20 protein-coding genes, 3 tRNA genes, 2 rRNA genes and 1 other RNA gene are annotated in these 23,326 nt (G+C 43.5%); 16 read left to right on the plus strand and 10 right to left on the minus strand.

Features of this window, described 5'->3' with window-relative positions; all coding sequences use genetic code 11:
- Positions 1-6: 6 nt before the first annotated feature.
- Both LP107_RS02160 and LP107_RS02165 read right to left on the minus strand, forming a co-directional pair.
- Entirely contained in the window at positions 7-1,992 is a 1,986-nt protein-coding gene (locus LP107_RS02160) for a type I restriction-modification system subunit M (RefSeq protein WP_078275196.1), read from the minus strand.
- 31 nt (positions 1,993-2,023) lie between these two features.
- A complete protein-coding gene (locus LP107_RS02165; protein ID WP_078275195.1) occupies positions 2,024-3,358 on the minus strand; it encodes a valine--pyruvate transaminase in 1,335 nt (444 codons plus the stop codon).
- A gap of 119 nt (positions 3,359-3,477) precedes the next feature.
- Between LP107_RS02165 and LP107_RS02170 the strand changes: the two genes are divergently transcribed.
- From LP107_RS02170 to LP107_RS02190, 5 genes are all read left to right on the plus strand, one after another.
- A complete protein-coding gene (locus tag LP107_RS02170) occupies positions 3,478-4,089 on the plus strand; it encodes a class I SAM-dependent methyltransferase (protein WP_112741794.1) in 612 nt (203 codons plus the stop codon).
- A gap of 20 nt (positions 4,090-4,109) precedes the next feature.
- On the plus strand, positions 4,110-4,826 hold the full coding sequence (locus tag LP107_RS02175) for a hypothetical protein (RefSeq protein ID WP_078275193.1): 717 nt from the start codon (positions 4,110-4,112) through the stop codon (positions 4,824-4,826).
- Positions 4,827-5,034: 208 nt separating this feature from the next.
- Positions 5,035-6,369 (plus strand): deoxyguanosinetriphosphate triphosphohydrolase, encoded by a 1,335-nt coding sequence (locus LP107_RS02180; RefSeq protein ID WP_112741795.1) that lies wholly within the window; start codon positions 5,035-5,037, stop codon positions 6,367-6,369.
- Positions 6,370-6,512: 143 nt separating this feature from the next.
- Positions 6,513-6,806 carry a type II toxin-antitoxin system RelB/DinJ family antitoxin gene (locus tag LP107_RS02185; RefSeq protein ID WP_029103533.1) on the plus strand — a complete coding sequence of 98 codons (294 nt, stop codon included), beginning with the start codon at positions 6,513-6,515 and terminating at the stop codon, positions 6,804-6,806.
- Positions 6,799-7,071: a type II toxin-antitoxin system YafQ family toxin gene (locus LP107_RS02190; RefSeq protein WP_228157760.1), complete on the plus strand. Its 273-nt coding sequence runs from the start codon at positions 6,799-6,801 to the stop codon at positions 7,069-7,071. The genes LP107_RS02185 and LP107_RS02190 overlap by 8 nt, the downstream gene beginning before the upstream one ends.
- 64 nt (positions 7,072-7,135) lie before the next feature.
- On the opposite strand, the gene LP107_RS02195 is transcribed toward LP107_RS02190, so the two are convergent.
- On the minus strand, positions 7,136-7,591 hold the full coding sequence (locus LP107_RS02195; protein ID WP_264675985.1) for a type IV secretion protein Rhs: 456 nt from the start codon (positions 7,589-7,591) through the stop codon (positions 7,136-7,138).
- Between the two features lie 84 nt (positions 7,592-7,675).
- On the opposite strand from LP107_RS02195, the gene LP107_RS02200 reads away from it, so the two are divergent.
- The 5 genes from LP107_RS02200 (at position 7,676) to LP107_RS02220 (ending at position 11,055) form a co-directional block, all read left to right on the plus strand.
- Positions 7,676-8,053 carry a hypothetical protein gene (locus tag LP107_RS02200; RefSeq protein ID WP_264675984.1) on the plus strand — a complete coding sequence of 126 codons (378 nt, stop codon included), beginning with the start codon at positions 7,676-7,678 and terminating at the stop codon, positions 8,051-8,053.
- Positions 8,054-8,410: 357 nt separating this feature from the next.
- Positions 8,411-9,670 carry a replication-associated recombination protein A gene (locus LP107_RS02205; RefSeq protein WP_264675983.1) on the plus strand — a complete coding sequence of 420 codons (1,260 nt, stop codon included), beginning with the start codon at positions 8,411-8,413 and terminating at the stop codon, positions 9,668-9,670.
- 79 nt (positions 9,671-9,749) lie between these two features.
- Positions 9,750-10,013, plus strand: coding sequence for an antitoxin (locus tag LP107_RS02210; protein ID WP_264675982.1), 264 nt, complete (start codon positions 9,750-9,752; stop codon positions 10,011-10,013).
- Entirely contained in the window at positions 10,010-10,402 is a 393-nt protein-coding gene (locus LP107_RS02215; RefSeq protein ID WP_078275188.1) for a type II toxin-antitoxin system VapC family toxin, read from the plus strand. The genes LP107_RS02210 and LP107_RS02215 overlap by 4 nt, the downstream gene beginning before the upstream one ends.
- A gap of 122 nt (positions 10,403-10,524) precedes the next feature.
- Positions 10,525-11,055, plus strand: coding sequence for an HI_0552 family protein (locus LP107_RS02220; protein WP_078275187.1), 531 nt, complete (start codon positions 10,525-10,527; stop codon positions 11,053-11,055).
- Here the strand turns inward: LP107_RS02220 and LP107_RS02225 are convergent.
- The 7 genes from LP107_RS02225 to LP107_RS02255 form a co-directional block, all read right to left on the minus strand.
- The gene (locus LP107_RS02225) at positions 11,052-11,618 is read right to left on the minus strand and encodes a hypothetical protein (protein ID WP_078275186.1); all 567 of its coding nucleotides are present in this window, start codon (positions 11,616-11,618) and stop codon (positions 11,052-11,054) included. The two genes, LP107_RS02220 and LP107_RS02225, sit on opposite strands and share 4 nt — an antisense overlap.
- A 2-nt stretch (positions 11,619-11,620) precedes the next feature.
- Positions 11,621-11,857, minus strand: a complete 237-nt coding sequence (tusA, locus tag LP107_RS02230; RefSeq protein WP_078275185.1) for a sulfurtransferase TusA — start codon at positions 11,855-11,857, stop codon at positions 11,621-11,623.
- On the minus strand, positions 11,854-12,312 hold the full coding sequence (locus tag LP107_RS02235) for an acyl-CoA thioesterase (protein ID WP_078275184.1): 459 nt from the start codon (positions 12,310-12,312) through the stop codon (positions 11,854-11,856). The genes tusA and LP107_RS02235 overlap by 4 nt, the downstream gene beginning before the upstream one ends.
- A gap of 79 nt (positions 12,313-12,391) precedes the next feature.
- Entirely contained in the window at positions 12,392-13,414 is a 1,023-nt protein-coding gene (locus LP107_RS02240; RefSeq protein ID WP_078275183.1) for a hypothetical protein, read from the minus strand.
- A gap of 30 nt (positions 13,415-13,444) precedes the next feature.
- A complete protein-coding gene (locus LP107_RS02245; protein WP_112741796.1) occupies positions 13,445-14,323 on the minus strand; it encodes a uroporphyrinogen-III synthase in 879 nt (292 codons plus the stop codon).
- Positions 14,324-14,368: 45 nt separating this feature from the next.
- Positions 14,369-15,310 carry a hydroxymethylbilane synthase gene (gene hemC, locus LP107_RS02250; RefSeq protein WP_078275181.1) on the minus strand — a complete coding sequence of 314 codons (942 nt, stop codon included), beginning with the start codon at positions 15,308-15,310 and terminating at the stop codon, positions 14,369-14,371.
- Between the two features lie 196 nt (positions 15,311-15,506).
- On the minus strand, positions 15,507-16,241 hold the full coding sequence (locus LP107_RS02255; RefSeq protein WP_112741797.1) for a LytR/AlgR family response regulator transcription factor: 735 nt from the start codon (positions 16,239-16,241) through the stop codon (positions 15,507-15,509).
- A gap of 744 nt (positions 16,242-16,985) precedes the next feature.
- On the opposite strand from LP107_RS02255, the gene rnpB reads away from it, so the two are divergent.
- From rnpB to LP107_RS02285, 6 genes are all read left to right on the plus strand, one after another.
- Positions 16,986-17,424, plus strand: an RNA gene (gene rnpB, locus LP107_RS02260) — RNase P RNA component class A.
- A gap of 77 nt (positions 17,425-17,501) precedes the next feature.
- Positions 17,502-17,578, plus strand: a tRNA-Met gene (locus LP107_RS02265).
- Between the two features lie 443 nt (positions 17,579-18,021).
- Positions 18,022-19,552 (plus strand): 16S ribosomal RNA (locus tag LP107_RS02270).
- A 61-nt stretch (positions 19,553-19,613) separates the two neighbouring features.
- Positions 19,614-19,690 (plus strand) — tRNA-Ile (locus tag LP107_RS02275).
- Positions 19,691-19,695: 5 nt separating this feature from the next.
- Positions 19,696-19,771: transfer RNA gene (locus LP107_RS02280), tRNA-Ala, on the plus strand.
- Positions 19,772-20,087: 316 nt separating this feature from the next.
- Positions 20,088-23,313: ribosomal RNA gene (locus LP107_RS02285) — 23S ribosomal RNA — on the plus strand.
- Together the 16S and 23S rRNA genes with 3 tRNA genes alongside form the textbook arrangement of a ribosomal RNA operon.
- Positions 23,314-23,326 lie beyond the last annotated feature (13 nt).

Raw genomic sequence — 23,326 nt, forward strand, 5'->3', positions numbered from 1 at the left:
AAGGGCTTAATCCTTTCCCACAAAAGACAATTTTTCCTTTTTGGCAAATTCAATAAAAGCCTCAGCGATACCGTCGCCTGTCAAACCATCGTGATTAAACAAATCGTGAGCGACAATCAAATGTCCATGACTGTCTAATATTGGCGTACCGTCTGCATTTTTGACATAGATTTTATCGCCTGAATTATCCTTACTTGGTCCTTGCATGGTTGCAAAGAAAATAGGATAATCATCCACTTTGGGGCATAATTCATCATGCCATTTTTGCACAAATAAGACTGATGTTTTTGTGCCTGTATGTGGTTTAAATACATTGCCATGCAACCCCACCACCGCTAAAATACGACACCGTTCGGCAATAAAATCACGAATGTATTTATCGCTAGAATTATTAAAACGACCTTGTGGCAAAACAATCGCCATTCGCCCACCGTCTTTTAAAAAATCTAGATTGCGTTCAATAAACAAAATATCTCGCCCAACTTTGGATTGTTGTTTGCCTTTGCTATTTTTGCCCAGTTCATAACGGGCAAGAATTCGGGTTTCTTTAATATCGCCTGCAAAAGGCGGATTTGCCATTAATACATCAAACCCAAAATCACGGTTTTGGTCTTTGGTTTTGCGTAATTTTCTTAATTTTTTCCAGCCATTGCCATAAACATCACCCCATTCTTCATCTTTGGTAAAATCATCCCAGCGTTCATAGTCCAAAGTATTTAAATGCAATACATTGGTTTGTCCATCGCCTGCAATTAAATTGAGTGTGCGAGCAACTCGTACGGCTTTTTCGTCAAAATCAATGGCAAAGACTTTTTCTTGTACATAATCAAGCTGTTCTGGTAATTTTTGTTCAGCAGTAAATAAATGAGAACGCTCCAATCCTTTTTCTTTCAGCTGTTTTTCCCAAACATGGAAAATGGCATGTACGGGAAACCCACAACTGCCCGCTGCTGTATCAATCACGGTTTCATCTGCTTTGGGATCTAGCATTTTGACACACATATCAATCACATAGCGTGGCGTAAAATATTGTCCCTTTTCGCCTTTTGATGATTTATTGATAAGATATTCAAAGGCTTCGTCCACCACATCAAGATTGGAATTAAATAATTTCACTTCTTCTAATGATGAAACACAAATTGCCAAATGCGATGGTGATAAGTTAATTTTGCTACTGTCAGCAAAAACACCTTCCCATTTATTTTTGGCTTTATCAAATAAAGCCCCAATTTTGGCTTTTAAATCGCTTTCGGTATCGCCATAATTACGAAATTCCAAATGACGACTTTTATTTCTTGTACTTTCCATTTCGTCATAAAGTTTGGTAAAGATAAGCTGAAACAATTCTTCAAAAACGTCAACCCCTGCATTCGCCAAAACTTCATCTTCCATTTCAATCACCAAATCTTTTAAAGATTTGCGTTGAGTGGCAATTTTGTCATTTTTGATTAAATCGTCAATCGTCCAGCGTTCTTGCAAAATATCAGATAATTTTTCGTGAACGCTTGGAATATTAGGAATGTCTTTAAAATAATTGGGGTCTCGGCGGTTGTAATAGGAAATGCTATCACCATTTGTCCATACGCCAATCGGCGCTCCTGTGGCATTGCAATAGGATTTTAATTGTTCTTTGCCATCTTTTAATTTGGGTTTTTTAAGTTCTACCATGATATAAACAACGTTAGGATTGTCTTTATCAAAAATCACAATATCGGCACGCTTTTTTTCGCGCCCAAAATGCACCGAATATTCCAATTCCATGCGTTCATAAGGATAACCATAATCATGGTGTAATTTCATCAGATACAGTTGGCGAACCGCTTCTTCTGGGGTTAGTTTAATGTCCTTTTTGCGTATCAAGCAATGCACATAGGGTACATCGCCATTTTTACTGGGTTTTTGAAAAATGGTATTTTCCAATAGCGTGATATGCTCGGTAGAAAACTGGGTAAGTTGGTAATTGGTGTCTTTGAGTAGCTGTGATAAATTCATGGGAAGTCTCGTTGGATAAAATGGTTTTATTTTAGCATTGATTTGATAAAAAGTGGGTTGATTTATGGATTGGGATTGGCTTGATAAACCCCCGAACCACCTCCCCAATCGCCTTTATCCCCTTCTCCAAAACATCATCAGGTTGGGCGATACTCATACGGATACATTCATGGGCATGACGATAATCAGATGTATCAATTCCCACAAAAAAATGCTCACTGGGAATAATCAGCGTACCTTTTTCTTTTAAAATTTCATATAAGGATTGAGTGCTGATGGGTAAATTTTCAAACCAAATCCATAAAAATATCGCCCCTTCTGGCTTATGGATTTTGACTTGGGGTAAGTCTTTAAAGGCGTGTTTTAAAAGATGAATGGCGGTATGGGCTTGCTTTAAATAAAACGGGCGAATCTCTTGTAATGACAGTTTATTGATTTTGTCATTGTTGATAAGTGGCGTAACAATGCTCGCCCCAAAACGACACGGAGCAAGATTGACAATGGCATTTAGGCTACTGATTGCCTTGATAATTTCAGGTTTGGCAATGACAATGCCCGTCCGCACGCCAGCCAGCCCCACTTTTGATAAGCTAAAACACAAAATGATATTGTCATGCCACACCAAATTCGCCTTGGTGTGGATAATGTTAGGAAACGGCATTCCGTAGGCGTTATCAATAATCAAGGGAATGTTGTATTTTTGGGCGATAGCATCAAGTCGTGCCATTTCGTCATCGGTCAAAACATTGCCTGTGGGATTGGTCGGGCGAGAACAACAAATTGCCCCAATTTGATTATTTTTTAATGCGTCCAAATTTTCTAGGGCGTCAAAATCCACTTTATATTTAAAAAAGCCATCTTGATTGTCATAATCGCACAGCTCAATCTTGGGCTTTATGCCAATAAAATGCTTGCCATCAATATGAGCGTCCGCATAGCCGACATATTCAGGGGCAAGTGGCAACAAAATGGACTTATCGCCATCATCAAACGCCCCACCGAATAGATTAAACAAATAAAAAAAGGCGTTTTGCGAACCGTTGGTTAGGGCAATGTTGTCCTTGGTAATACCCCAATCATAATGGCGATTAAAAAAGTCCACCAACGCCGTGATAAATTTGCCATCGCCCTGCGGATTGGAATAATTGCTGGCACATTCTAAGGCAACACTGTCCGCCCCATCGCCTTGTATGCTGTCTTTGAGCATTTGTAGGTACACGTCATTGACTGAAGCGATATTGGCAGGGTTGCCACCGCCTAACATATTGACAGGTTTGTCGCTGTTTAGGGCGTTCCCCAAATCGTCCATAAGTTGTAATATACCACTGTTTTGGGTGAATTTTTTGCCAAATTTTGAAATGTTCATGCCAATTATCCAAATAAAAATACCATTGTAACATTTTTGGCAAAAACTGTCTGCTCATATCGCTATGGTATGCGTGGGGGGATTGGGGTATAATAAACTTTTGATTTTAGAGAAAATCCATGACAAACCAAACTACCTTAGACGAACTCCAAACAAAAGCCAAACAATGGCGACAAGACATCACCTTTACCCAAGACGTGCTTGGCAAGCCCTTTACCTTTCATACCACTTGGGGGATTTTTAGCCCAGAAAAGCTTGATGATGGTAGTCTTATGCTCCTTGATTATATTGATTTTAAGGCTCATGATAATTCCATTGACTTAGGCTGTGGTTATGGCGTGCTTGGCATGACGGCAGGACGTGAATGCCCAAACGGTCAGCATATTTTGATTGATAAAGACTTTGTGGCGGTAGAATATGCCCGCTTAAATTGCCAAAAAAACGGCTTGACTAATACCCACGTTCAGCTCTCCAATGGCTTTTATCATGTGGATAAAGACAAAAAATTTAGCCTTGTCATGAGCAACCTACCTGCCAAGGCGAGTAAAGAACAACATTATCTGTACCTGCTAGACGCTTATGAACGCATGGAAGTGGGCGGACGGTTTTATGTCGTTACTATTAACGGACTTCGGGATTTTATGAAACGCTCATTTAATGAAGTCTTTGGCAATGCCGATAAATTAAAGCAGGGTAAGACTTATACGGTTACGCTTGCGGTAAAAGAATGAGTTAATTACAAGGCATTTTTATGAAATTTTTAAAAACCATTTTATTATCATCGTTATTATTAACACAAGCCACATGGGCGGACAGCATTGATTTATTAAATAAGAAATGGTCATTTGCCAAAACCGCCAATGCGGATAAAAATATATCACCAGAGACAACCGCCATTAAAGCATTTAAAAAATCTTATCGGCTGATAAAAACTACCGAAGCCACCAATCTAAATGCAGGCGATTATGAATGGAGAGTGGTTTATTATCCTTTTGGCTCTCATGATAAAATACAGCTCATCAATCCCCATCCGACATTAGAGCCATTAAATCAGCGAGTGCTACAAATCGCCAAAGATAATGTTGCCCCTTTGACCGAACAAAATAAACAGCGTTTGCAGGGCAATTTTAGCGATAAACAGATTAAACAGCTTAGCCAATTAAAACATGAAATTGTCATAAATTTTGGTACATTTGAAAAAGATGTGGTAATCCAAGCCCAAGAGCAAATACGGCGTTTAATTCATAGCCCTTGTGGTTATTATGGAAAAGATGGAGAAACACAAGTGCGGATAAAAGTCCAAGTCAATGAACATGGTCAAGCAATGGCAGTATATATGGATATGGAAGATACATCATTCTCACGCTGTTTATCAAGCCATATTAAGCGTGGCAAATATATGATTTTAAATAAAGATGGTGTGCCAGTACCTTATAGTTTTGGTGCCCCAATTCATCTAATAGTATAAACTAAAAGGATAATAAAAACCGTCATGATATGATTGTGGTAGGGGTAATCTATTTACCCAAATTCCCAACAGGGTGAATAAATTACCCCCACCATTCATTCAAATCATCATTGATTGACAATTTTAAAATACCTTTTCACCCTTGCAATCTGCCCCAAAACCCTTAAAATGATAATATCCCCAATTTTAACGTTTTAAGGACAGCCCCATGACCCACGCCCAAAAATGGCAAGCCCTACTCGCCACCGACCGCCCCAAGATTGATAGGGGCGACATTACTCTAACCCCAAGCCATACGCCCAATGACGGCGTGCGAAGTGATTTTCATACCGATTATGATAGAGTGGTGTTTTCCACAAGTTTTCGCAAACTGGGGCGAAAAACCCAAGTCCACCCCTTTGCCAAATCCGACCACACCCACAACCGCCTAACCCACAGCGTAGAAGTGGCAAGCGTGGGGCGTAGTCTGGGCAACAGCGTGGGGCAGGGACTGGCTCGGCGTGGGCTACTACCGCCCCACATCAGCTCGTATGACATCGGCACGCTGGTGCAGGTGGCGTGTTTGGCTCATGATTTGGGTAATCCACCGTTTGGGCATACGGGCGAGGACGCTTTGCGTGAATGGTTTCGCCAAAATAATGAGTATTTACAATCGCTTAGCAAGGCAGAACAAGCCGACATCACCACTTATGAAGGCAACGCCCACAGTTTACGCATTGTTACCACCACCGAAATGTACGCCCACGCAGGCGGTATGCGTCTGACCTGTGCCAGTCTTGGTACGCTCATGAAATACCCGTGGGGGAGCATGGGGCAGACCAAGTTTAACATCTATCAGAGCGAAATGCACATCATGCGACAAGTGGCGGACAGGCTCACGCTTGCCACGCATGGGGCGGACACATGGGCAAGGCACCCCTTGTCATACCTTATGGAGTCGGCGGACGATATTTGCTATGCCTTGCTTGACTTAGAAGACGCTGTGGAGCTTGATTTGATTGGCTTTGACGATTTTGCCAAAGTGGTCAAACCGCTATTTGGGGCGGATTTTGACGATTATCAAAACATCAAAGACAACAAACAACGTATCGGGGCAATGCGTGGGCGAGCCATTGGTAAGGCGGTTGATGAAGTGGCAAGGCGGTTTTTTGATTATCATGATGAGTTGTTATCGGGCGATTTTATCCATAAGGATTTGCTTGTGGTGTGTGATGATGCGGTCAATGAAACCTTGCAAAATGCCAAAAATCTTGCCAAAAATCAGATATTTAACCACCATAGCAAACTCATCACCGAGATAGCAAGTTTTGGTTGTTTGGGGCAAATTTTGGACTTAATCGTCCCTGCAGTCTACGCCAAACTTACCCACAAACCCCTAAGTGCCAAGCACCGCCTTGCCTTAGAGCTTTTAAAAGACAGTCCAATCACGGACACCGATAGCCTATATGATGGCTATATGAAAGTGCTGGATTTTGTGGGTGGTCTGACCGACAATTCGGCAGGGCGACTGGCAAGGGAGCTGTCGGGTGTGGGATTGGGGTAGGGGTTGGTTGGCGGTAAATGGTGTTGTTTTTATGGCTTTTGTAAATTTTTACCCAACTTGCCCCAAACAAAAATTTCAATTATAATGACATTATCATTACACCAGCATTAATTTCATTTTAACTTTTTAAAATAGGAGCGATGATGAGCCACACCAATTTTAATATGCGATTAGACAACGACCTACGCCAAAAAGCCTATCCTGTGCTAGAACAATACGGCTTGACTCCAAGCCAAGCAGTGCGGATGTTTTTTAATCAAATCGCCCAAACAGGCAAAGTGCCATTGTCTTTTGATTGGGGGCAGTCGCATACGCTTAGTAGCAATGGCGAAAAGCTGTTGCGTGAGAGTATTCAAGCTTTTGAAAATGGCGAAACCGAGCGATTTGATAGCTTAGATGAGTTAAATCAAGCAATGGCGGAGATTGCTCGTGGCTAAACGTAGTTTTGAAATGGGCAATCCCTTTAAAAGGGATTTAAAAAAGCATTATTTGGCATTGATTGGCGAAGCGTGGACGGAAGTGTCTGATTGCTTGTTAAATGCCAAACCCATACCTCAAAAATACCAAGACCACCCATTGCAAGGCGATTGGGTGGGGTTTAGAGATTGTCATATCAAGCCTGATTTGGTGCTAATTTATAAAATAAATGATGAAGCGGTGGAATTACATCGGCTTGCCACGCATAGCGAGTTGTTTGGTTGATAATAATCATGCCAACCGCACCATAAATTTGACATAGTTTACAAGGGAGAATTGCAATTTGCCCTTATAAAAACGGCACACATTCACGCCACGCTGTACAATCTTTACCCAACTCCCTTTGAATATAAAAATCTTCCACCATTTTGGCTTGCTGTTCAATGCCGTAAGCCAAAAAGGGTTTGCCTTCTTTAAAAACATAGCGGTATTTGCGGTTAAATATCGCTTTGCGAACCACCTTTATGCCTTGTTGAATTTGCCAAATATGCACAAGTTCGTGAATAAGCCACGCCCGCAGGTGCAAAGTCTTATCACTAAAATCCTCACAAAAATCATCTTTATGAAAATACACCCAACCATTGGGCGACACCGCATAGCCCTTTAATACCCACCAAGCTGTCGTCAGGCGAATGTCATCAAGGGCAAGCGAGTCCCCAAACACCGAACGAGCCATTTGGCGTTCGCCGTCTGTGAGTGGGCGGATTAGGCGTAGGGGTTTGGGGATTGGCGTTTTGGATTTCATAAAGCTAAAAAAAGGGTGTATAATGGGGTATTTTAGCAAAGTTTATTTCTTTGTACCAACCATTTAAAATCAGGAACTTGACAGATGTTAAAAAACACCCCAACCATTTGCCCACACCCAAACTGTGGCAAGGTGCTTGATGATGTCATTTATCATCACGGCATTGTTTTTTGTCCGCATTGCCAAACAAGTTTGTTGGTTAATCCTTTTTTGCCTGAATTAGAAAAGATAACTTTTGCACAATTTTCAAGGCGATTTATTAAAACACAATGGAAGTTTTATATAGGTGCTATGATTATATTTGCAATTTTTATCGCTGTTATTGAAGTGGTTGCAAATTTTGATAAACTGAATTTAGGTTCTGGGTTTTGGATAACACTATCGTTAATGGCATTGATATTGCTTGGTGTTTGCATTTATTTTATGGAAAAAATTTACAAAATTATCATTATTATAAATTAAAAAATAAGCCCATTCTAAAGGGTATAGATACTTATGATTTGGTTAAAGATGATTTTGAAATCTCGGTTGCTTTGGAAGATTTAAGGTAAAATTTAAGACATTTGTCTCTTGTTGTCAAAATTGCCATTCGCAAAGACCTCATCAAAAAATTGATAAATTCTATTGCCAAAATTACCATCATCAATTTATGATAAATCCAAAATTAAACAATATCAATACCTATAATCTTGTTATTACCCATATTTTGATGTTTGTTGTAATAAGACATTTTGACAGTTTTTATTTGATATTATTATTTATTCCTTTATTATTTTTGGTTAATTTAATTTCTCAATATTACTGGTGCAAAACCCCAAAATGGCAACTTCAATCCCCCTAGCCGAACGCATTCGCCCAAAAGCCCTAAGCGATATTATCGGACAATCGCATTTATTGGGCGAGAACGCCCCCATTGCCAAAATGGTAGCAGAGGGTTATTTGCCGTCTATGATTTTACACGGCAATGCAGGCATTGGCAAAACGACATTAGCAAGTTTATTGGCCAAAAGCGTAGGGCGAGAATTTCGCCCCTTATCCGCCATCAATAGCAGTGTTAAAGAATTACGAGAAATACTCACGCCGAGTGACGGTTTATTTGCCACGCCTCCTGTGGTATTTGTGGACGAAATTCACCGTTTTAATAAAGCCCAGCAGGACGCATTATTGGGAGCGGTAGAAAGTGGGCAAATTACTCTGATTGGGGCGACCACCGAAAATCCATCATTTAGTGTTAATAACGCTTTATTATCCCGTTGTCAAGTTTATAAATTAGAACCTTTATCTGATAATGAGATTTTTCAAATTATCAAGCGGGCAATTACTATTGATGAACAATTAAAAAAACTACCGATTGTTTTAAATGACATTTCGCCAATTTATGGGTTGGCACAAGGCGATGCAAGACGTGCATTAAATCTATTAGAGCTTGCGATTTATGCTTATCAAGGCGAGCCAATTATTATTGATTTTGACAGCATCAGTAAAGTCGCAGGACAAACACTCGTCCGCTATGACAAAGACGGTGATATGCATTATGATATCATTTCCGCCTTTATTAAATCGGTGCGTGGTTCTGACCCTGACGCGTCTATTTATTGGCTTGCCAGAATGCTTGTGGCGGGCGAAGACCCTGCGTTTATTGCAAGGCGACTTGTGATTTTGGCAAGTGAAGACATCGGACTTGCCAATCCCAATGCTCTATTACTTGCCGATACCGCTTTACGAAGTGTCAAAGAAATCGGAATGCCCGAAGCAAGGATAATTTTGGGGCAAGTGGCGATTTATTTGGCGACATCGCCAAAATCCAATGAAAGTTATAAAGCAATTAACAAAGCCCTAGAATTTGCCAAAACGGACAATTCGCCTGTGCCATTGCATTTGCGAAATGGTGTAACCACTTTGATGAAATCGCAAGGCTATGGTGTGGATTATATTTATCCGCACGATTACCCCAATCATTATTATCCACAAAATTATTTGCCTGATAATTTAATAGGAATGCAGTTTTATTACTTTGGTGATAATCAAAAAGAGCAAAGTAGTTTTAATTTTATCAAGTGGTTAAAATCGCAGTCGTAAATAAATACCCTTAAATCATTGCATTTAGACAAAAATACCGTATAATAGCTATTATCCATATATATTTTGGAGAATAACAATGCGCCAAACTGCCACCGCAAAATTATTTTGGACTGGCAACAGTCAAGCCGTTCGCTTACCCAAAGCCTTTCGTTTTGAAGGCACGGAAGTGCGTATCAAAAAACAAGGACGACAAGTGATTATTGAGCCAGCAGAGACCCAAGATTGGGCGTGGCTGGACAAATTGCGAGCAATGCCAAAAGATGACAGTTTTGAAGAAGCCATTTTGGAAGGTCGCCAAAATTTAAAAGCCGATGAACGAGATTGGGGTGCATTTGAATGAAATATTTGCTGGACACCAATGCAGTCATTGCGATTTTGAATGCCAGTGAACGATTTTTGACCACGCTAGAACGGCATAAAGAGCGTGAAATTGCCATCTCGTCAATTGTTTTGTCGGAGCTGTATTATGGGGCGTACAAAAGCCAAAAAACCGCCCAAAACCTTGAAAAAATCAATCTACTACCCTTTGAAGTGTTGCAATTTAATTCACAGGACGCTGATAAGGCTGGCGAAATTGGTGCAACCCTAGAAAGGCGTGGCACACCCATTGGTTTTTATGACACGCTGATTGCAGGGCAAGCGATTGCCAATGATTTGATTGTTATTACTGACAATGTGCGAGAATTTCTCCGAGTGGACGGTTTGCAAATTGAAAATTGGTTAAAATAACAGACGATTACCACATTCATTGATAAAAAATTATGCTAAAACCCACCCACGCCGATATTTTAAATAAACCTTATGCTCAAATTAAAGACTTATAGTTGCACTGCCCAGATGACTTATAAAATATTAAATACAATCATAAAACCACTTGGCAAGTTTTTAAAGCCTTTAATTTAAAAGTTTATCAAAATTTACCAATGCACTTTGCCAAACCACACATTGAAAATTGGTGTAATGGTTGGGAAATCAGACGGCACTTTTTTGCTTATTATAAATATGATAGTTATCTTGGCAATGCCCCGATTATTGTCGTGATTTTAAATAGGCAAAGGCTGATTGTCGCTTTAAAGTGGCATTCTTATAGGGCAAACAGTTCAAACAGCACATTGGAGCAATTTAATAACTGGATAAATGAGATTGATTGGGCGGAGTTTGACGACTTTTATTTTTGGCATAGCCGTGTTAGTGAATATGGCGACTTTAAACAAGCTCATGAATTTGATGATGAAAAAGTAGAGCTAAATGCAGGCGAATTTTACCGCTTGGGCAAATTTATAGACAAAGATAAGCTGGATGATTTTAGCGATGATGAGCTTGCAGAGTGGGTCGGGCAGGCGATTGAGCGGTTAAGCGGGGTGTATGAGTGGTGTCATTAGAGCGCAATGTCATCAAAGAATTTAGCAAAATGCCGATTGACGATAAATAATGCCAAGCCTTCTATTACAAATAATAACGTCATGATTTTAAAGATGAAATTACCAAATTCATTGCCATATCGTGCCAAATAAGTGTGGCTGTTGTGGTTGGCAGTCTCAGAAAATTCCCAAAATCCCAAAAAATAAATCAACGCCACAACCATAAACAGCCAAAAATAAGACGCTTGACTGGGATTTTCTACTGCTTGGGTTTGTAAGGTGTGGCGGTAATGCTTTTTTAGGGCAAATAAAGTCGGTGCGGACAGTCCGATAAGCTGGTGTTTTAGCAGGACTTGCCCGAGCAAAAACAGATAATAAAATGTTAAGCTGTCATATATCCATTTGTTGCCGACACTGCCATTCATACCCTTTGCCACAGGCAGTATGCCGGCATAATCGTTTGGCACAAAAAACAAACTACCAAACAGCAAGCATGGCAAGAGCCCAATGCTTATCACAGGCAAGCAAAACATCTCTTTATAAATGGCAAGCCCCAAACGGTCGGGTAGACCAAATACAACCATACTTAGCCCAACTTTTTAACAACCACATAACGATAACTGCCGTCATCAAAGGTTTCTTGACTGGCAAGCGTATGCCCCAAATGCCGACAAAAGTTGGGAATGTCTCGGGTGGTGGCGGGGTCGGTCGCTAGGATATGAATTTCATCACCCCCTTTGGCGGTGCGAATGCTCTTATGTAGGAGCATGACAGGTTCAGGGCAGATTAGCCCTGTGGTGTCCAGCATAACAGTATCGCTCATAGCGAACGCCCTTCAAAATCACTTAAAATCTGCCGTTCGTCTGCCGTCCATGCTTGTTTGTTACCGTCTTTGTCGGTGCGGACGATGGTTGCCGTGCCGTTGGCAACGATGGCATTTTGGGTAGTGCTGTAATATTCGTACGCCATCGACAGACTGGTGTTGCCGATTTTGGTGCATTTAACGCCGATAAGTAGGGTGTCAGGATAATGCACGGGACGTAGGTAGTTACATGATGAGCCTGCTAAAATGGTTAAAGTTTCGTCCTTGAACATGGCAAGCGAATGCAAATAGCTGATACGGGCAGATTCGGCGTAGCGGTAATAAGCGACATTATTGACATGATTAAAGGCGTCCATCTCGCCCCATGCCACAGGTTGGACGTGGACGATGGGGTAGTCGTGTAGCTCGGTGGGGCGGTCATTGCCTGTGAGTGTGGCGGTGTAAGGATGGGTCATGGGGGTGTCCTTTTAAGTTTCAATTTATCTAAAATGATTAACGCATGATGAGTTCGCTGTTTTTTTGCCTGTTTTGGATTTATTTTAACATCTGAACACTGCTCAGCTCTTTGTTCTTGGGGCTGTTGGCAAGTAAATCATAGACCCAAAATAGGGCGTCATCGATGGTATTTAGGGCGACTTGCTGTCCGATTTGCCCTGTTTTGGTGTCGGTGTTGTTTGCATTTTTACCGTCTTTTTTGCCGTCTCTGTCGCTGGCTTTGTTTGCCAAAGCGGTTTGTTCAGATTGCTTTTTTAGGCTCTCAGGGTCAATCTTACCGCCGTGTAAGGTAATATGGCTTTCTAACTGTGAGCGGACTTCTTGTAAGTAACTGGTCATCAGTCCCCTGTCTCGCACGTTTGCCGAACCGATGGCAAGCGATAACATCATACTGGCGTCATGAAGCAGGATGTCGCCACGACTTAGGGAGGCGTTGGGCGTGCTGGTCTGCTTAGTGCGTAAAAAAGCTTGCACGTCTCGCATTTTGATGATGTGAGCCTGCCATGCGTCAGGCTGTGTTTTTAGCGTGCCGATGTAGGCGATGTCTGCCTTTATGCTACTGCTTAGGGCGGATTTGACCGATGGGGCGATACCAGTCATCTGCCCAAGCTGATAATCAATGGCTTGCAAGGCGGTCAAGGTGTCATCATAACTGCCTTGTTCAAAGAGCCTGTTGGTCATGGCAAGTTCGATTTTTAAAAATTCAGCGTCTTTGCTCGCTTCGGCTTTATTTGTTTTTTTGTGGCTGTCGGTTGGGGTGATGGCGAACAGGCGGTCGTCCATGTCGTTTAGGCGGGTATCGACGGTGTCTATTTTGGCAAGGCGTTCATCTACTTTATCCACGACCGACGTAAAAGAAAGGTATAGCCACAACAGTCCACCTGCCAGTAGGATAATGACCAGCCATTGCAGTCGCATGAGTACCACCCGAGCTTGGTCGGCTTGTTTTTTAAGCTCTTCTCTCTCGACTTCTTTGGCGTGGGCGAATTTGGCGTCCAGCTCTTCTAGATTTGCCTTGATGGCTTCGGCACTTAGACTGTCAGGTTTTTTGGTGTTTGGCATGATGATAAAAGCGTTAAATTTTAAAATGTCTCACGATGGGTAAGTTGCCATGACGTCTTGTATGGCTTGATTTAGGGTTGATTCCGCCAAATCCACCACGGGATAGACACGGCTGTGCGGATAGTGCGTGGCGGTTAGGGCGGTCAGGCGATAACCTAGGGTTAAATATATCACATTTTGTGGCAAAAGCCCATGCGTGTGCGTGCGATGGCTGTGAATCTGTTGGTCATACACACTCTGCCAAGCGTTTAGGCTCATCTGACTGCTGATAAGGACAAAGATGGGCGAGTGCTTGCCAATTTGATGTTGATGGTTTTGACTACTATTAAAAGCTCTATCAGGGCCATCATCGGTGCTATCGCCAAGCAGACGAGCAAAATCGCTCGCCAGCTCTGACGGCACGCACCGCTCATAAAAGGCGATGGCACGCACATTCACGCCCCGTTTGATGAGTGTGTCAGACAACAGTCGCCGTCCACCGACCCCACGCCATATCAGCACATCATCGCCTGTGTGTAGCTCACCGATGGCGGGCATGGCAAGCATGCCTTCGTTGCTCATCGGGCATCCTACATCAAAGGGGGTCAGCACCGAAAAACGAAACTCCGCCAAAGCGTCGGCTGTTGGCTGTCCCACGGCGATGACGGTTAGGGTGTCATGATGGGGTAGGTCGCAGGCGTGGTCAATGCCTTGCTCTTTTAAAAAACGCACCGCACACGCGACTGCTTCCACGCTCACCACGATGAGCGTGTTAAATTTGCCATGGACAAAATCCACCAAATCCTGCATTTCTGACTGCTCTAATTCATCAAAATGCCGAATGGCAAGCAGTGGCAAGCCGACACTGTGGATGACCAGGTTCATGTCAGCTTTGTGCTTAGGACGGGTGTTGATGAATAGGGGGGTCATGGTGTTGGGTTGATTGTGCTTATGGGGTTGTTGGTATTAGTTGTCTTAATGTTGATACAGGGCTTTTAAAATCTCATCCGCCCCTTGGGTAAGTAGCTCTGTGGCGACAGCTTGCCCCAGTTGTTGGGCATTTTGGATATTTTGTGTGGCGTTGTCCGTGATGTCGGTCTGGGCGGTGACTTTTAGCAGGGTGCGACCATCAGGCGTGCCTACTCGACCTTCTAGGTGCAGAACGCCTTTATCAAGCTGTGCAAATCCTGCTATCGGTACTTGACAGCCCCCTTCTAAGGCATGGTTCATGGCTCTCTCGGTGATGGCTCGTAAGGCGGAGATGTCATGGTTTAAGGGCTTGATAAGCTCCCTAATCTCATCGTCTCGGCACTCGATGGCAAGTGTGCCTTGCCCGACCGCAGGCAGGCAGATGTCAGCAGGTAGACTGTGGCGAATGCGTTCGTGTAACTCTAACCGCTCCAAGCCACTTTGGGCAAGGATAATCGCATCATAGTCGCCATTATCAAGCTTGCCAAGGCGTGTGCCAACATTACCACGCAAGCTGATGATTTCTAAGTCAGGGCGATAGGCACGCAGTTGGCATTCACGGCGTAGGCTTGATGTGCCGACCTTTGCCCCTTGGGGTAGGTCATCTAAACTGGCAAAATGATTGCTTACAAAAGCGTCGAAAGGGCTGTGGCGGTCAAGATGCGCCCCGATGATAAGCCCGTCAGGCAGTACCATGGGTACGTCTTTTAAAGAATGTACGGCAATGTCAGCTTCACCGCTTAGTAGGGCGGTTTCTAGCTCTTTGACAAATAAGCCTTTTCCGCCAATTTTGGCAAGGGGAGCATCTAAGATTTTATCGCCTTTGGTGACCAGCTCTAACAGACGAATGTCAAGTTCGGGGTAGAGTTTTTGAAGTTCGTCTTTGACAAAATGAGCCTGCCAAAGTGCAAGCGGGGATTGGCGTGTGGCGATGGTTAGGGTTTTCATGATTGTGTTATCGCTATGTTATCTTATCAATGATTGCCTATTTAACCACATTTACCTCAAAATGCCAAATAAAAATTCATACCAGTTATTTCTTGGTATGGATGTAAATAATTACCAAATCAAGGTGGCTAAAATACAAAAGGACAATACAAAAGGGCGAATCAACGCCCTTGGATGGTATCGGATGGCTTGTCCGTCAAATGCTGTGAATTTTTTCTCTGAGCATGGGCAGATGACGGCGTGATACCGACAGTTTCTCAGGCATGCCCCGAAAGCGTACTTGATATTGACCGCTGTCCACCGTCTCCAACAAATCCAAATAATCTAGATTAATCAAGGCATTGCGATGAATGCGGAACATGATGCCTTCAAACTCTTCTTCTAAGTCTTTTAAGGTTTCATCAATGAGTACCACGCCATTTTTGTGGCGTACTTTGACGTATTTTTGGTCGGCGGTGAAGTAATACACGTCAGACAGTGAGATGAGTTCAACGCCACGGTGCGTGCGTGCGGCGATGTATTGACGTGCACGGCTGTTTTTTCCGTTTTTCTTATTAAGACTTGCTTGTTGGGCGGCGTTGATACGACAGCATTTCTGCAGGGCGTTTTTAATATCATCTTTTTCAATGGGTATCAGCAAATAGTCACTTGCTCCCCATTTTAAAGCGGTTAGCATAAGATGAGCTTCATCTAAGCCAAAAAAAATCAGGGCAGGCGGATGCTTAAATTCATGGGTTAATTTTTGGCAAAATTCCTCAATGTAAGCCAAGTGAGCATTGATAAATAGAACCTCAGGCTGGTGTTCCATTACCGATGTATAAGCTTCTTCTAAGCGTTCTGCTTGCCCGACGATTTCATGCGTGAGTGTCTCGATAATTGTTTGAACATGTTTGCATAGGGCTGGCTCGCTCTCACAAATTAGAATTTTCATTTGCCTCTCCTTCATATTATGGCATGTGTTACAGTATCCACTTGCTATTGATGAATAACCAATAATGATGTGGATTTACAAATTATTCATAACAAACGCTCGTCAAATACCATCAATGTAATGAAGAATAACTAAATGTCATGTCTGTTTTTGATTGAATAATTTTATTTATGAGTTAACTTTTGCTAATTAAGGATTTTAGCAAAAGTTAACCTAAAAGAAAAGTGGGTATATCAAAATTTGGCTCTGGTTCAAAAAGTATGCTACAAAGAAAACAGTTCGTGGCGATCTTGGGAAACCTAACGGTTTTCCTACCCGCAGGCAGGCTAAGGGAGAACGGAAAAACTAGTTCAGCATACTTTTTAGACTACTACCAAAATTTTATTCAATTTAAAGCAAGAATCGTGCCAACAAATCTAAAGCAACCATAATTATTGGTAACATTGATGGGCTGTCTATTAGCTATCTTATCACAGTATTGCAAATTTTAGCAATCTTTCTAGGAGAGGTTGAGAGTATAAGTACAGCCAACAAAATTGAATTTTACTACGGAAACCGTTCGCCACAAGCTTGACCGCAGGTCGGTTTCCGTCATAGTTCGACAGGCTCACCACGAACGAAAAACTGTAGTACTTTTCATTTTGTAGAGTGTACAAATAATCGTCATACATGGTTGGTGTTTTAGGCTCTGCAAGTTATGTATGAAAATTTGACATATTTTTATAAAAACGTGTTATAATAAAAAAGGCAGACCAGACAATCACCGTCTGACCACTTGATTTGAAGTTAATATTATGATAAATGTTAGTTAAATTAAGTGGTCGGAGGGAGGAAAGTCCGGACTACATAGGGCGACGTGCTAGCTAACGGCTAGGGGGCGAAAGCCTACGACCAGTGCAACAGAGAATAGACCGCCCGACCACTTAATTTGATTGATTTTAATGGTCTGGACTGACGACAGTCAACTTAAGTGGTCGGGTAAGGGTGAAACGGTGGGGTAAGAGCCCACCGCATGACTGGTAACAGTTCATGGCAAGGTAAACTCCACGTGTAGCAAGACCAAATAGGTATCCAATGAGTTGCCCGCTTAGGATACGGGTAGGTTGCTTGAACGCATGAGTGATTGTGCGTCTAGATGAATGATTGTCCACGACAGAATCCGGCTTATCGGTTTGCCATTTATTTTTATAAAAATGAAAACTTTTTTAAAATTGGTGTTGACAACAGATAAAAGCGTCTGTATAATTCACACCTTGTAACGGCGATGTAGCTCAGCTGGTTAGAGCGTACGACTCATAATCGTAAGGTCAAGAGTTCAAGTCTCTTCATCGCCACCAAATTACCTTAAAAAAATTGGTAGTAGTCTAAAAAGTATGCCAAACTAGTTTTCCGTTCGCTCTGAGCCTGCCTGCGGGCAGGAAAACCGTTAGGTTTCCCAAGCTCGCCACGAACGGTTTTCTTTGTAGCATACTTTTTGAACCAGAGCCAAAAAATTAAAAAAAACCGCTTGACATCAAAATCCATTGTGATAGAATAGTCAGCCTTGATTGATGATACAGACGATGTATCACGCACTATTTAAAAACATACTAAGAACAACTTGTGTGGATTTTTGCTAATACAAGATAACAAAAAAATTATCATTTATCAAGCAAAAATACTCAAAGTTAATTCATTTACACGATGAGCAAATTTGCTAGTAATAAATGAGCCAAAATTAAAAGTCCTAACTTTTTATTTTACTTTCTAAGTAAATAATCAATTAGGCAAAACAAAGATTAAACTGAAGAGTTTGATCATGGCTCAGATTGAACGCTGGCGGCAGGCTTAACACATGCAAGTCGAACGATGACTATCTAGCTTGCTAGATATGATTAGTGGCGAACGGGTGAGTAATGCTTAGGAATCTGCCTAGTAGTGGGGGATAACTATCCGAAAGGATAGCTAATACCGCATACGACCTACGGGTGAAAGGGGGCTTTTAGCTCTCGCTATTAGATGAGCCTAAGTCGGATTAGCTAGTTGGTGGGGTAAAGGCCTACCAAGGCGACGATCTGTAGCTGGTCTGAGAGGATGATCAGCCACACTGGGACTGAGACACGGCCCAGACTCCTACGGGAGGCAGCAGTGGGGAATATTGGACAATGGGCGAAAGCCTGATCCAGCCATGCCGCGTGTGTGAAGAAGGCCTTTTGGTTGTAAAGCACTTTAAGTAGGGAGGAAAAGCTTGTGGTTAATACCCACAAGCCCTGACGTTACCTACAGAATAAGCACCGGCTAACTCTGTGCCAGCAGCCGCGGTAATACAGAGGGTGCAAGCGTTAATCGGAATTACTGGGCGTAAAGCGAGCGTAGGTGGTCATTTAAGTCAGATGTGAAAGCCCCGGGCTTAACCTGGGAACTGCATCTGATACTGGATGACTAGAGTAGGTGAGAGGGAAGTAGAATTCCAGGTGTAGCGGTGAAATGCGTAGAGATCTGGAGGAATACCGATGGCGAAGGCAGCTTCCTGGCATCATACTGACACTGAGGTTCGAAAGCGTGGGTAGCAAACAGGATTAGATACCCTGGTAGTCCACGCCGTAAACGATGTCTACCAGTCGTTGGGTCTCTTGAAGACTTAGTGACGCAGTTAACGCAATAAGTAGACCGCCTGGGGAGTACGGCCGCAAGGTTAAAACTCAAATGAATTGACGGGGGCCCGCACAAGCGGTGGAGCATGTGGTTTAATTCGATGCAACGCGAAGAACCTTACCTGGTCTTGACATACCAAGAATTCGCTAGAGATAGCTTAGTGCCTTCGGGAACTTGGATACAGGTGCTGCATGGCTGTCGTCAGCTCGTGTCGTGAGATGTTGGGTTAAGTCCCGCAACGAGCGCAACCCTTTTCCTTAGTTACCAGCGACTCGGTCGGGAACTCTAAGGATACTGCCAGTGACAAACTGGAGGAAGGCGGGGACGACGTCAAGTCATCATGGCCCTTACGACCAGGGCTACACACGTGCTACAATGGTTGGTACAAAGGGTTGCTACACAGCGATGTGATGCTAATCTCAAAAAGCCAATCGTAGTCCGGATTGGAGTCTGCAACTCGACTCCATGAAGTCGGAATCGCTAGTAATCGCAGATCAGAATGCTGCGGTGAATACGTTCCCGGGCCTTGTACACACCGCCCGTCACACCATGGGAGTTGATCTCACCAGAAGTGGTTAGCCTAACGCAAGAGGGCGATCACCACGGTGGGGTCGATGACTGGGGTGAAGTCGTAACAAGGTAGCCGTAGGGGAACCTGCGGCTGGATCACCTCCTTAACGAGATTATCTGATTGGCAAGAATTCACAACAAGTTGTTCTTAGTAGCGTAAGTTAAATTGGGTCTATAGCTCAGTTGGTTAGAGCACCGCCTTGATAAGGCGGGGGTCATAAGTTCAAGTCTTATTAGACCCACCATTTATGGGGTTATAGCTCAGTTGGTAGAGCGCCTGCCTTGCACGCAGGAGGTCAGGAGTTCGACTCTCCTTAACTCCACCACTTACAATAAATTAGAACTAAGCAATCAAATTAAACAGCATACAATTAGATTTCTTAATTCTACTTTATGTAGATAACTTACAATTAACTGATGAAGTTAATTACATTATTTAACAACGTAACTATGAGTCTGGGTTAATTATTTAATTCCAACAAATAATTAACCATCCCGACCACTACTCCACATCTTTTAGGTTTTATTTAAAATTTAAGTAAGATGAGTGGTCGGATAAAGTAAAGAAAACTGAATCAAGCGTAAACATAGGTAAATCGTTACACATTACCCTTATGACACCAAGACTGCTTGGGGTTGTATGGTCAAGTAATGAAGTGCACATGGTGGATGCCTTGGCAGTCAGAGGCGATGAAAGACGTGATAGCCTGCGATAAGCGTCGGTGAGGTGGCAATATCCTGTGACCCGGCGATTTCTGAATGGGGAAACCCAGCCAACATAAGTTGGCTATCCTAACCTTTGGTTAGGAGGCAAACCGGGAGAAGTGAAACATCTCAGTACCCCGAGGAAAAGACATCAATAGAGATTCCCCAAGTAGCGGCGAGCGAACGGGGAGGAGCCGATCAAACTTGTAGTAGCAAAATGGCGTGGGAAAGCCAACCATAGTAGGTGATAGTCCTGTATGCGAAACTGCAAATGCGACATATTAAGTAGGGCGAGACACGTGAAATCTTGTCTGAAGATGGGGGGACCATCCTCCAAGGCTAAATACTCCTGACTGACCGATAGTGAACCAGTACCGTGAGGGAAAGGCGAAAAGAACCCCTGTTAGGGGAGTGAAATAGAACCTGAAACCGTGTGCATACAAGCAGTCGGAGCCCGACCACTTAATCGCTTTGAGGATAACAATGAACTTTTATTATGTATATGTTCTACAAAACATCAATAATCAAAATGACTTTTATGTTGGGTTTACTTCCAACTTAAAGCAGAGAATTGAAGCACATAATACAGGTCAAACTACCGCAACTCGTGGTAGGACTTGGAAAATCGTTTATTGTGAAGCCTATATAAGTGAGAAAGTGGCAAGAAAGCGAGAACACGCCACAAAAAATAATGGCAAAGTGCGAACTTTCTTAATGAACCGCATTAAATCACAGTTTGAGTCATCATAAAATGACAAAGTATCGTAAATAAGCTAAGTCGGGCTTGCCCGATCACTTAATTACGATGCGAAGCAGAGTGATTAAGTGGTCGGGTGACGGCGTACCTTTTGTATAATGGGTCAGCGACTTATATTCTGTAGCAAGGTTAACCGTTTAGGGGAGCCGTAGGGAAACCGAGTCTTAATAGGGCGATTAAGTTGCAGGGTATAGACCCGAAACCGAGTGATCTATCCATGAGCAGGTTGAAAGTGCCGTAACAGGCACCGGAGGACCGAACCCACTGTCGTTGAAAAGCCAGGGGATGACTTGTGGATAGGGGTGAAAGGCTAATCAAACTCGGTGATAGCTGGTTCTCCCCGAAAGCTATTTAGGTAGCGCCTCGGACGAATACCATTGGGGGTAGAGCACTGTTTCGGCTAGGGGGTCATCCCGACTTACCAAACCGATGCAAACTCCGAATACCGATGAGTACTATCCGGGAGACAGACGGCGGGTGCTAACGTTCGTCGTCAAGAGGGAAACAACCCAGACCGCCAGCTAAGGCCCCAAATTCCTAGTTAAGTGGGAAACGATGTGGGAAGGCACAGACAGCTAGGAGGTTGGCTTAGAAGCAGCCACCCTTTAAAGAAAGCGTAATAGCTCACTAGTCGAGTCGGCCTGCGCGGAAGATGTAACGGGGCTCAAACTAGGAGCCGAAGCTGCGGATTTAATTGTTTCAATTAAGTGGTAGGGGAGCGTTGTGTAAGCCTGTGAAGGTGTGTTGTAAAGCATGCTGGAGGTATCACAAGAGCGAATGCTGACGTGAGTAACGACAAAACGGGTGAAAAGCCCGTTCGCCGGAAGACCAAGGGTTCCAGTCCAACGTTAATCGAGGCTGGGTGAGTCGACCCCTAAGGCGAGGCCGAAAGGCGTAGTCGATGGGAAATTGGTTAATATTCCAATACTTGTTTATGATGCGATGGAGGGACGGAGAAGGTTATGTCAGCCTGGCGTTGGTTGTCCAGGTGAAAGGATGTAGGTAGGTTTAGTAGGCAAATCCGCTAGACTATTACTGAGATCTGATAGCAAGCCAGTTTACTGGCAAAGTGGCAAATACCATGCTTCCAGGAAAAGCTTCTAAGCGATAGTCATAAACAAATCGTACCCGAAACCGACACAGGTGGTCAGGTAGAGAATATCAAGGCGCTTGAGAGAACTCTGCTGAAGGAACTAGGCAAAATGGTACCGTAACTTCGGGAGAAGGTACGCTGCCGATGGTGATAAGACTTGCTCTTTGAGCTGTTGGCAGTCGCAGATACCAGGCTGCTGCAACTGTTTATTAAAAACACAGCACTCTGCAAACACGAAAGTGGACGTATAGGGTGTGATGCCTGCCCGGTGCTGGAAGGTTAATTGATGGGGTTAGCGTATGCGAAGCTCTTGATCGAAGCCCCAGTAAACGGCGGCCGTAACTATAACGGTCCTAAGGTAGCGAAATTCCTTGTCGGGTAAGTTCCGACCTGCACGAATGGCATAATGATGGCAGCGCTGTCTCCAGCAGAGACTCAGTGAAATCGAAATCGCAGTGAAGATGCTGTGTACCCGCGGCTAGACGGAAAGACCCCGTGAACCTTTACTACAGCTTTACATTGAACTTTGACCTAACTTGTGTAGGATAGGTGGGAGGCTTTGAAGTGGCGACGCCAGTTGCCATGGAGCCATCCTTGAAATACCACCCTGGTTATGTTGGGGTTCTAACTTAGATGTAACAACATCAAGGACAATGTATGGTGGGTAGTTTGACTGGGGCGGTCTCCTCCTAAAGAGTAACGGAGGAGTACGAAGGTGCGCTCAGAACGGTCGGAAATCGTTCAAAGAGTATAAAGGCAAAAGCGCGCTTAACTGCGAGACCCACAAGTCGAGCAGGTACGAAAGTAGGTCTTAGTGATCCGGTGGTTCTGTATGGAAGGGCCATCGCTCAACGGATAAAAGGTACTCTGGGGATAACAGGCTGATACCGCCCAAGAGTTCATATCGACGGCGGTGTTTGGCACCTCGATGTCGGCTCATCTCATCCTGGGGCTGAAGCAGGTCCCAAGGGTATGGCTGTTCGCCATTTAAAGAGGTACGCGAGCTGGGTTTAGAACGTCGTGAGACAGTTCGGTCCCTATCTACCGTGGGCGTTGGAAATTTGAGAGGATCTGCTCCTAGTACGAGAGGACCAGAGTGGACGAACCTCTGGTGTTCCGGTTGTGACGCCAGTCGCATTGCCGGGTAGCTATGTTCGGATGGGATAACCGCTGAAAGCATCTAAGCGGGAAGCCCACCTCAAGATAAGATTTCCCTAAAGAGCCGTTGTAGACTACGACGTTGATAGGTTGGGTGTGGAAGCATGGTGACATGTGTAGCTAACCAATACTAATTGCTCGTTTGGCTTGACCATACAACACCCAAGT

Origin of the sequence: Moraxella bovis (assembly GCF_025985205.1) — a bacterium.
In the GTDB taxonomy this organism is placed as follows: Bacteria; Pseudomonadota; Gammaproteobacteria; order Pseudomonadales; family Moraxellaceae; genus Moraxella; species Moraxella bovis.

Coding starts and splice junctions, on each gene's coding strand:
- hemC (WP_078275181.1), bottom strand. CDS start 15,310: ATGAAAACCCTAACCATCGCCACACGCCAATCCCCGCTTGCACTTTGG.
- LP107_RS02235 (WP_078275184.1), bottom strand. CDS start 12,312: ATGACCCATCCTTACACCGCCACACTCACAGGCAATGACCGCCCCACC.
- tusA (WP_078275185.1), bottom strand. CDS start 11,857: ATGAGCGATACTGTTATGCTGGACACCACAGGGCTAATCTGCCCTGAA.
- LP107_RS02180 (WP_112741795.1), top strand. CDS start 5,035: ATGACCCACGCCCAAAAATGGCAAGCCCTACTCGCCACCGACCGCCCC.
- LP107_RS02205 (WP_264675983.1), top strand. CDS start 8,411: ATGGCAACTTCAATCCCCCTAGCCGAACGCATTCGCCCAAAAGCCCTA.
- LP107_RS02210 (WP_264675982.1), top strand. CDS start 9,750: ATGCGCCAAACTGCCACCGCAAAATTATTTTGGACTGGCAACAGTCAA.
- LP107_RS02185 (WP_029103533.1), top strand. CDS start 6,513: ATGAGCCACACCAATTTTAATATGCGATTAGACAACGACCTACGCCAA.
- LP107_RS02245 (WP_112741796.1), bottom strand. CDS start 14,323: ATGACCCCCCTATTCATCAACACCCGTCCTAAGCACAAAGCTGACATG.
- LP107_RS02170 (WP_112741794.1), top strand. CDS start 3,478: ATGACAAACCAAACTACCTTAGACGAACTCCAAACAAAAGCCAAACAA.
- LP107_RS02160 (WP_078275196.1), bottom strand. CDS start 1,992: ATGAATTTATCACAGCTACTCAAAGACACCAATTACCAACTTACCCAG.
- LP107_RS02165 (WP_078275195.1), bottom strand. CDS start 3,358: ATGAACATTTCAAAATTTGGCAAAAAATTCACCCAAAACAGTGGTATA.
- LP107_RS02215 (WP_078275188.1), top strand. CDS start 10,010: ATGAAATATTTGCTGGACACCAATGCAGTCATTGCGATTTTGAATGCC.
- LP107_RS02225 (WP_078275186.1), bottom strand. CDS start 11,618: ATGGTTGTATTTGGTCTACCCGACCGTTTGGGGCTTGCCATTTATAAA.
- LP107_RS02200 (WP_264675984.1), top strand. CDS start 7,676: ATGTTAAAAAACACCCCAACCATTTGCCCACACCCAAACTGTGGCAAG.
- LP107_RS02255 (WP_112741797.1), bottom strand. CDS start 16,241: ATGAAAATTCTAATTTGTGAGAGCGAGCCAGCCCTATGCAAACATGTT.
- LP107_RS02240 (WP_078275183.1), bottom strand. CDS start 13,414: ATGCCAAACACCAAAAAACCTGACAGTCTAAGTGCCGAAGCCATCAAG.
- LP107_RS02195 (WP_264675985.1), bottom strand. CDS start 7,591: ATGAAATCCAAAACGCCAATCCCCAAACCCCTACGCCTAATCCGCCCA.
- LP107_RS02175 (WP_078275193.1), top strand. CDS start 4,110: ATGAAATTTTTAAAAACCATTTTATTATCATCGTTATTATTAACACAA.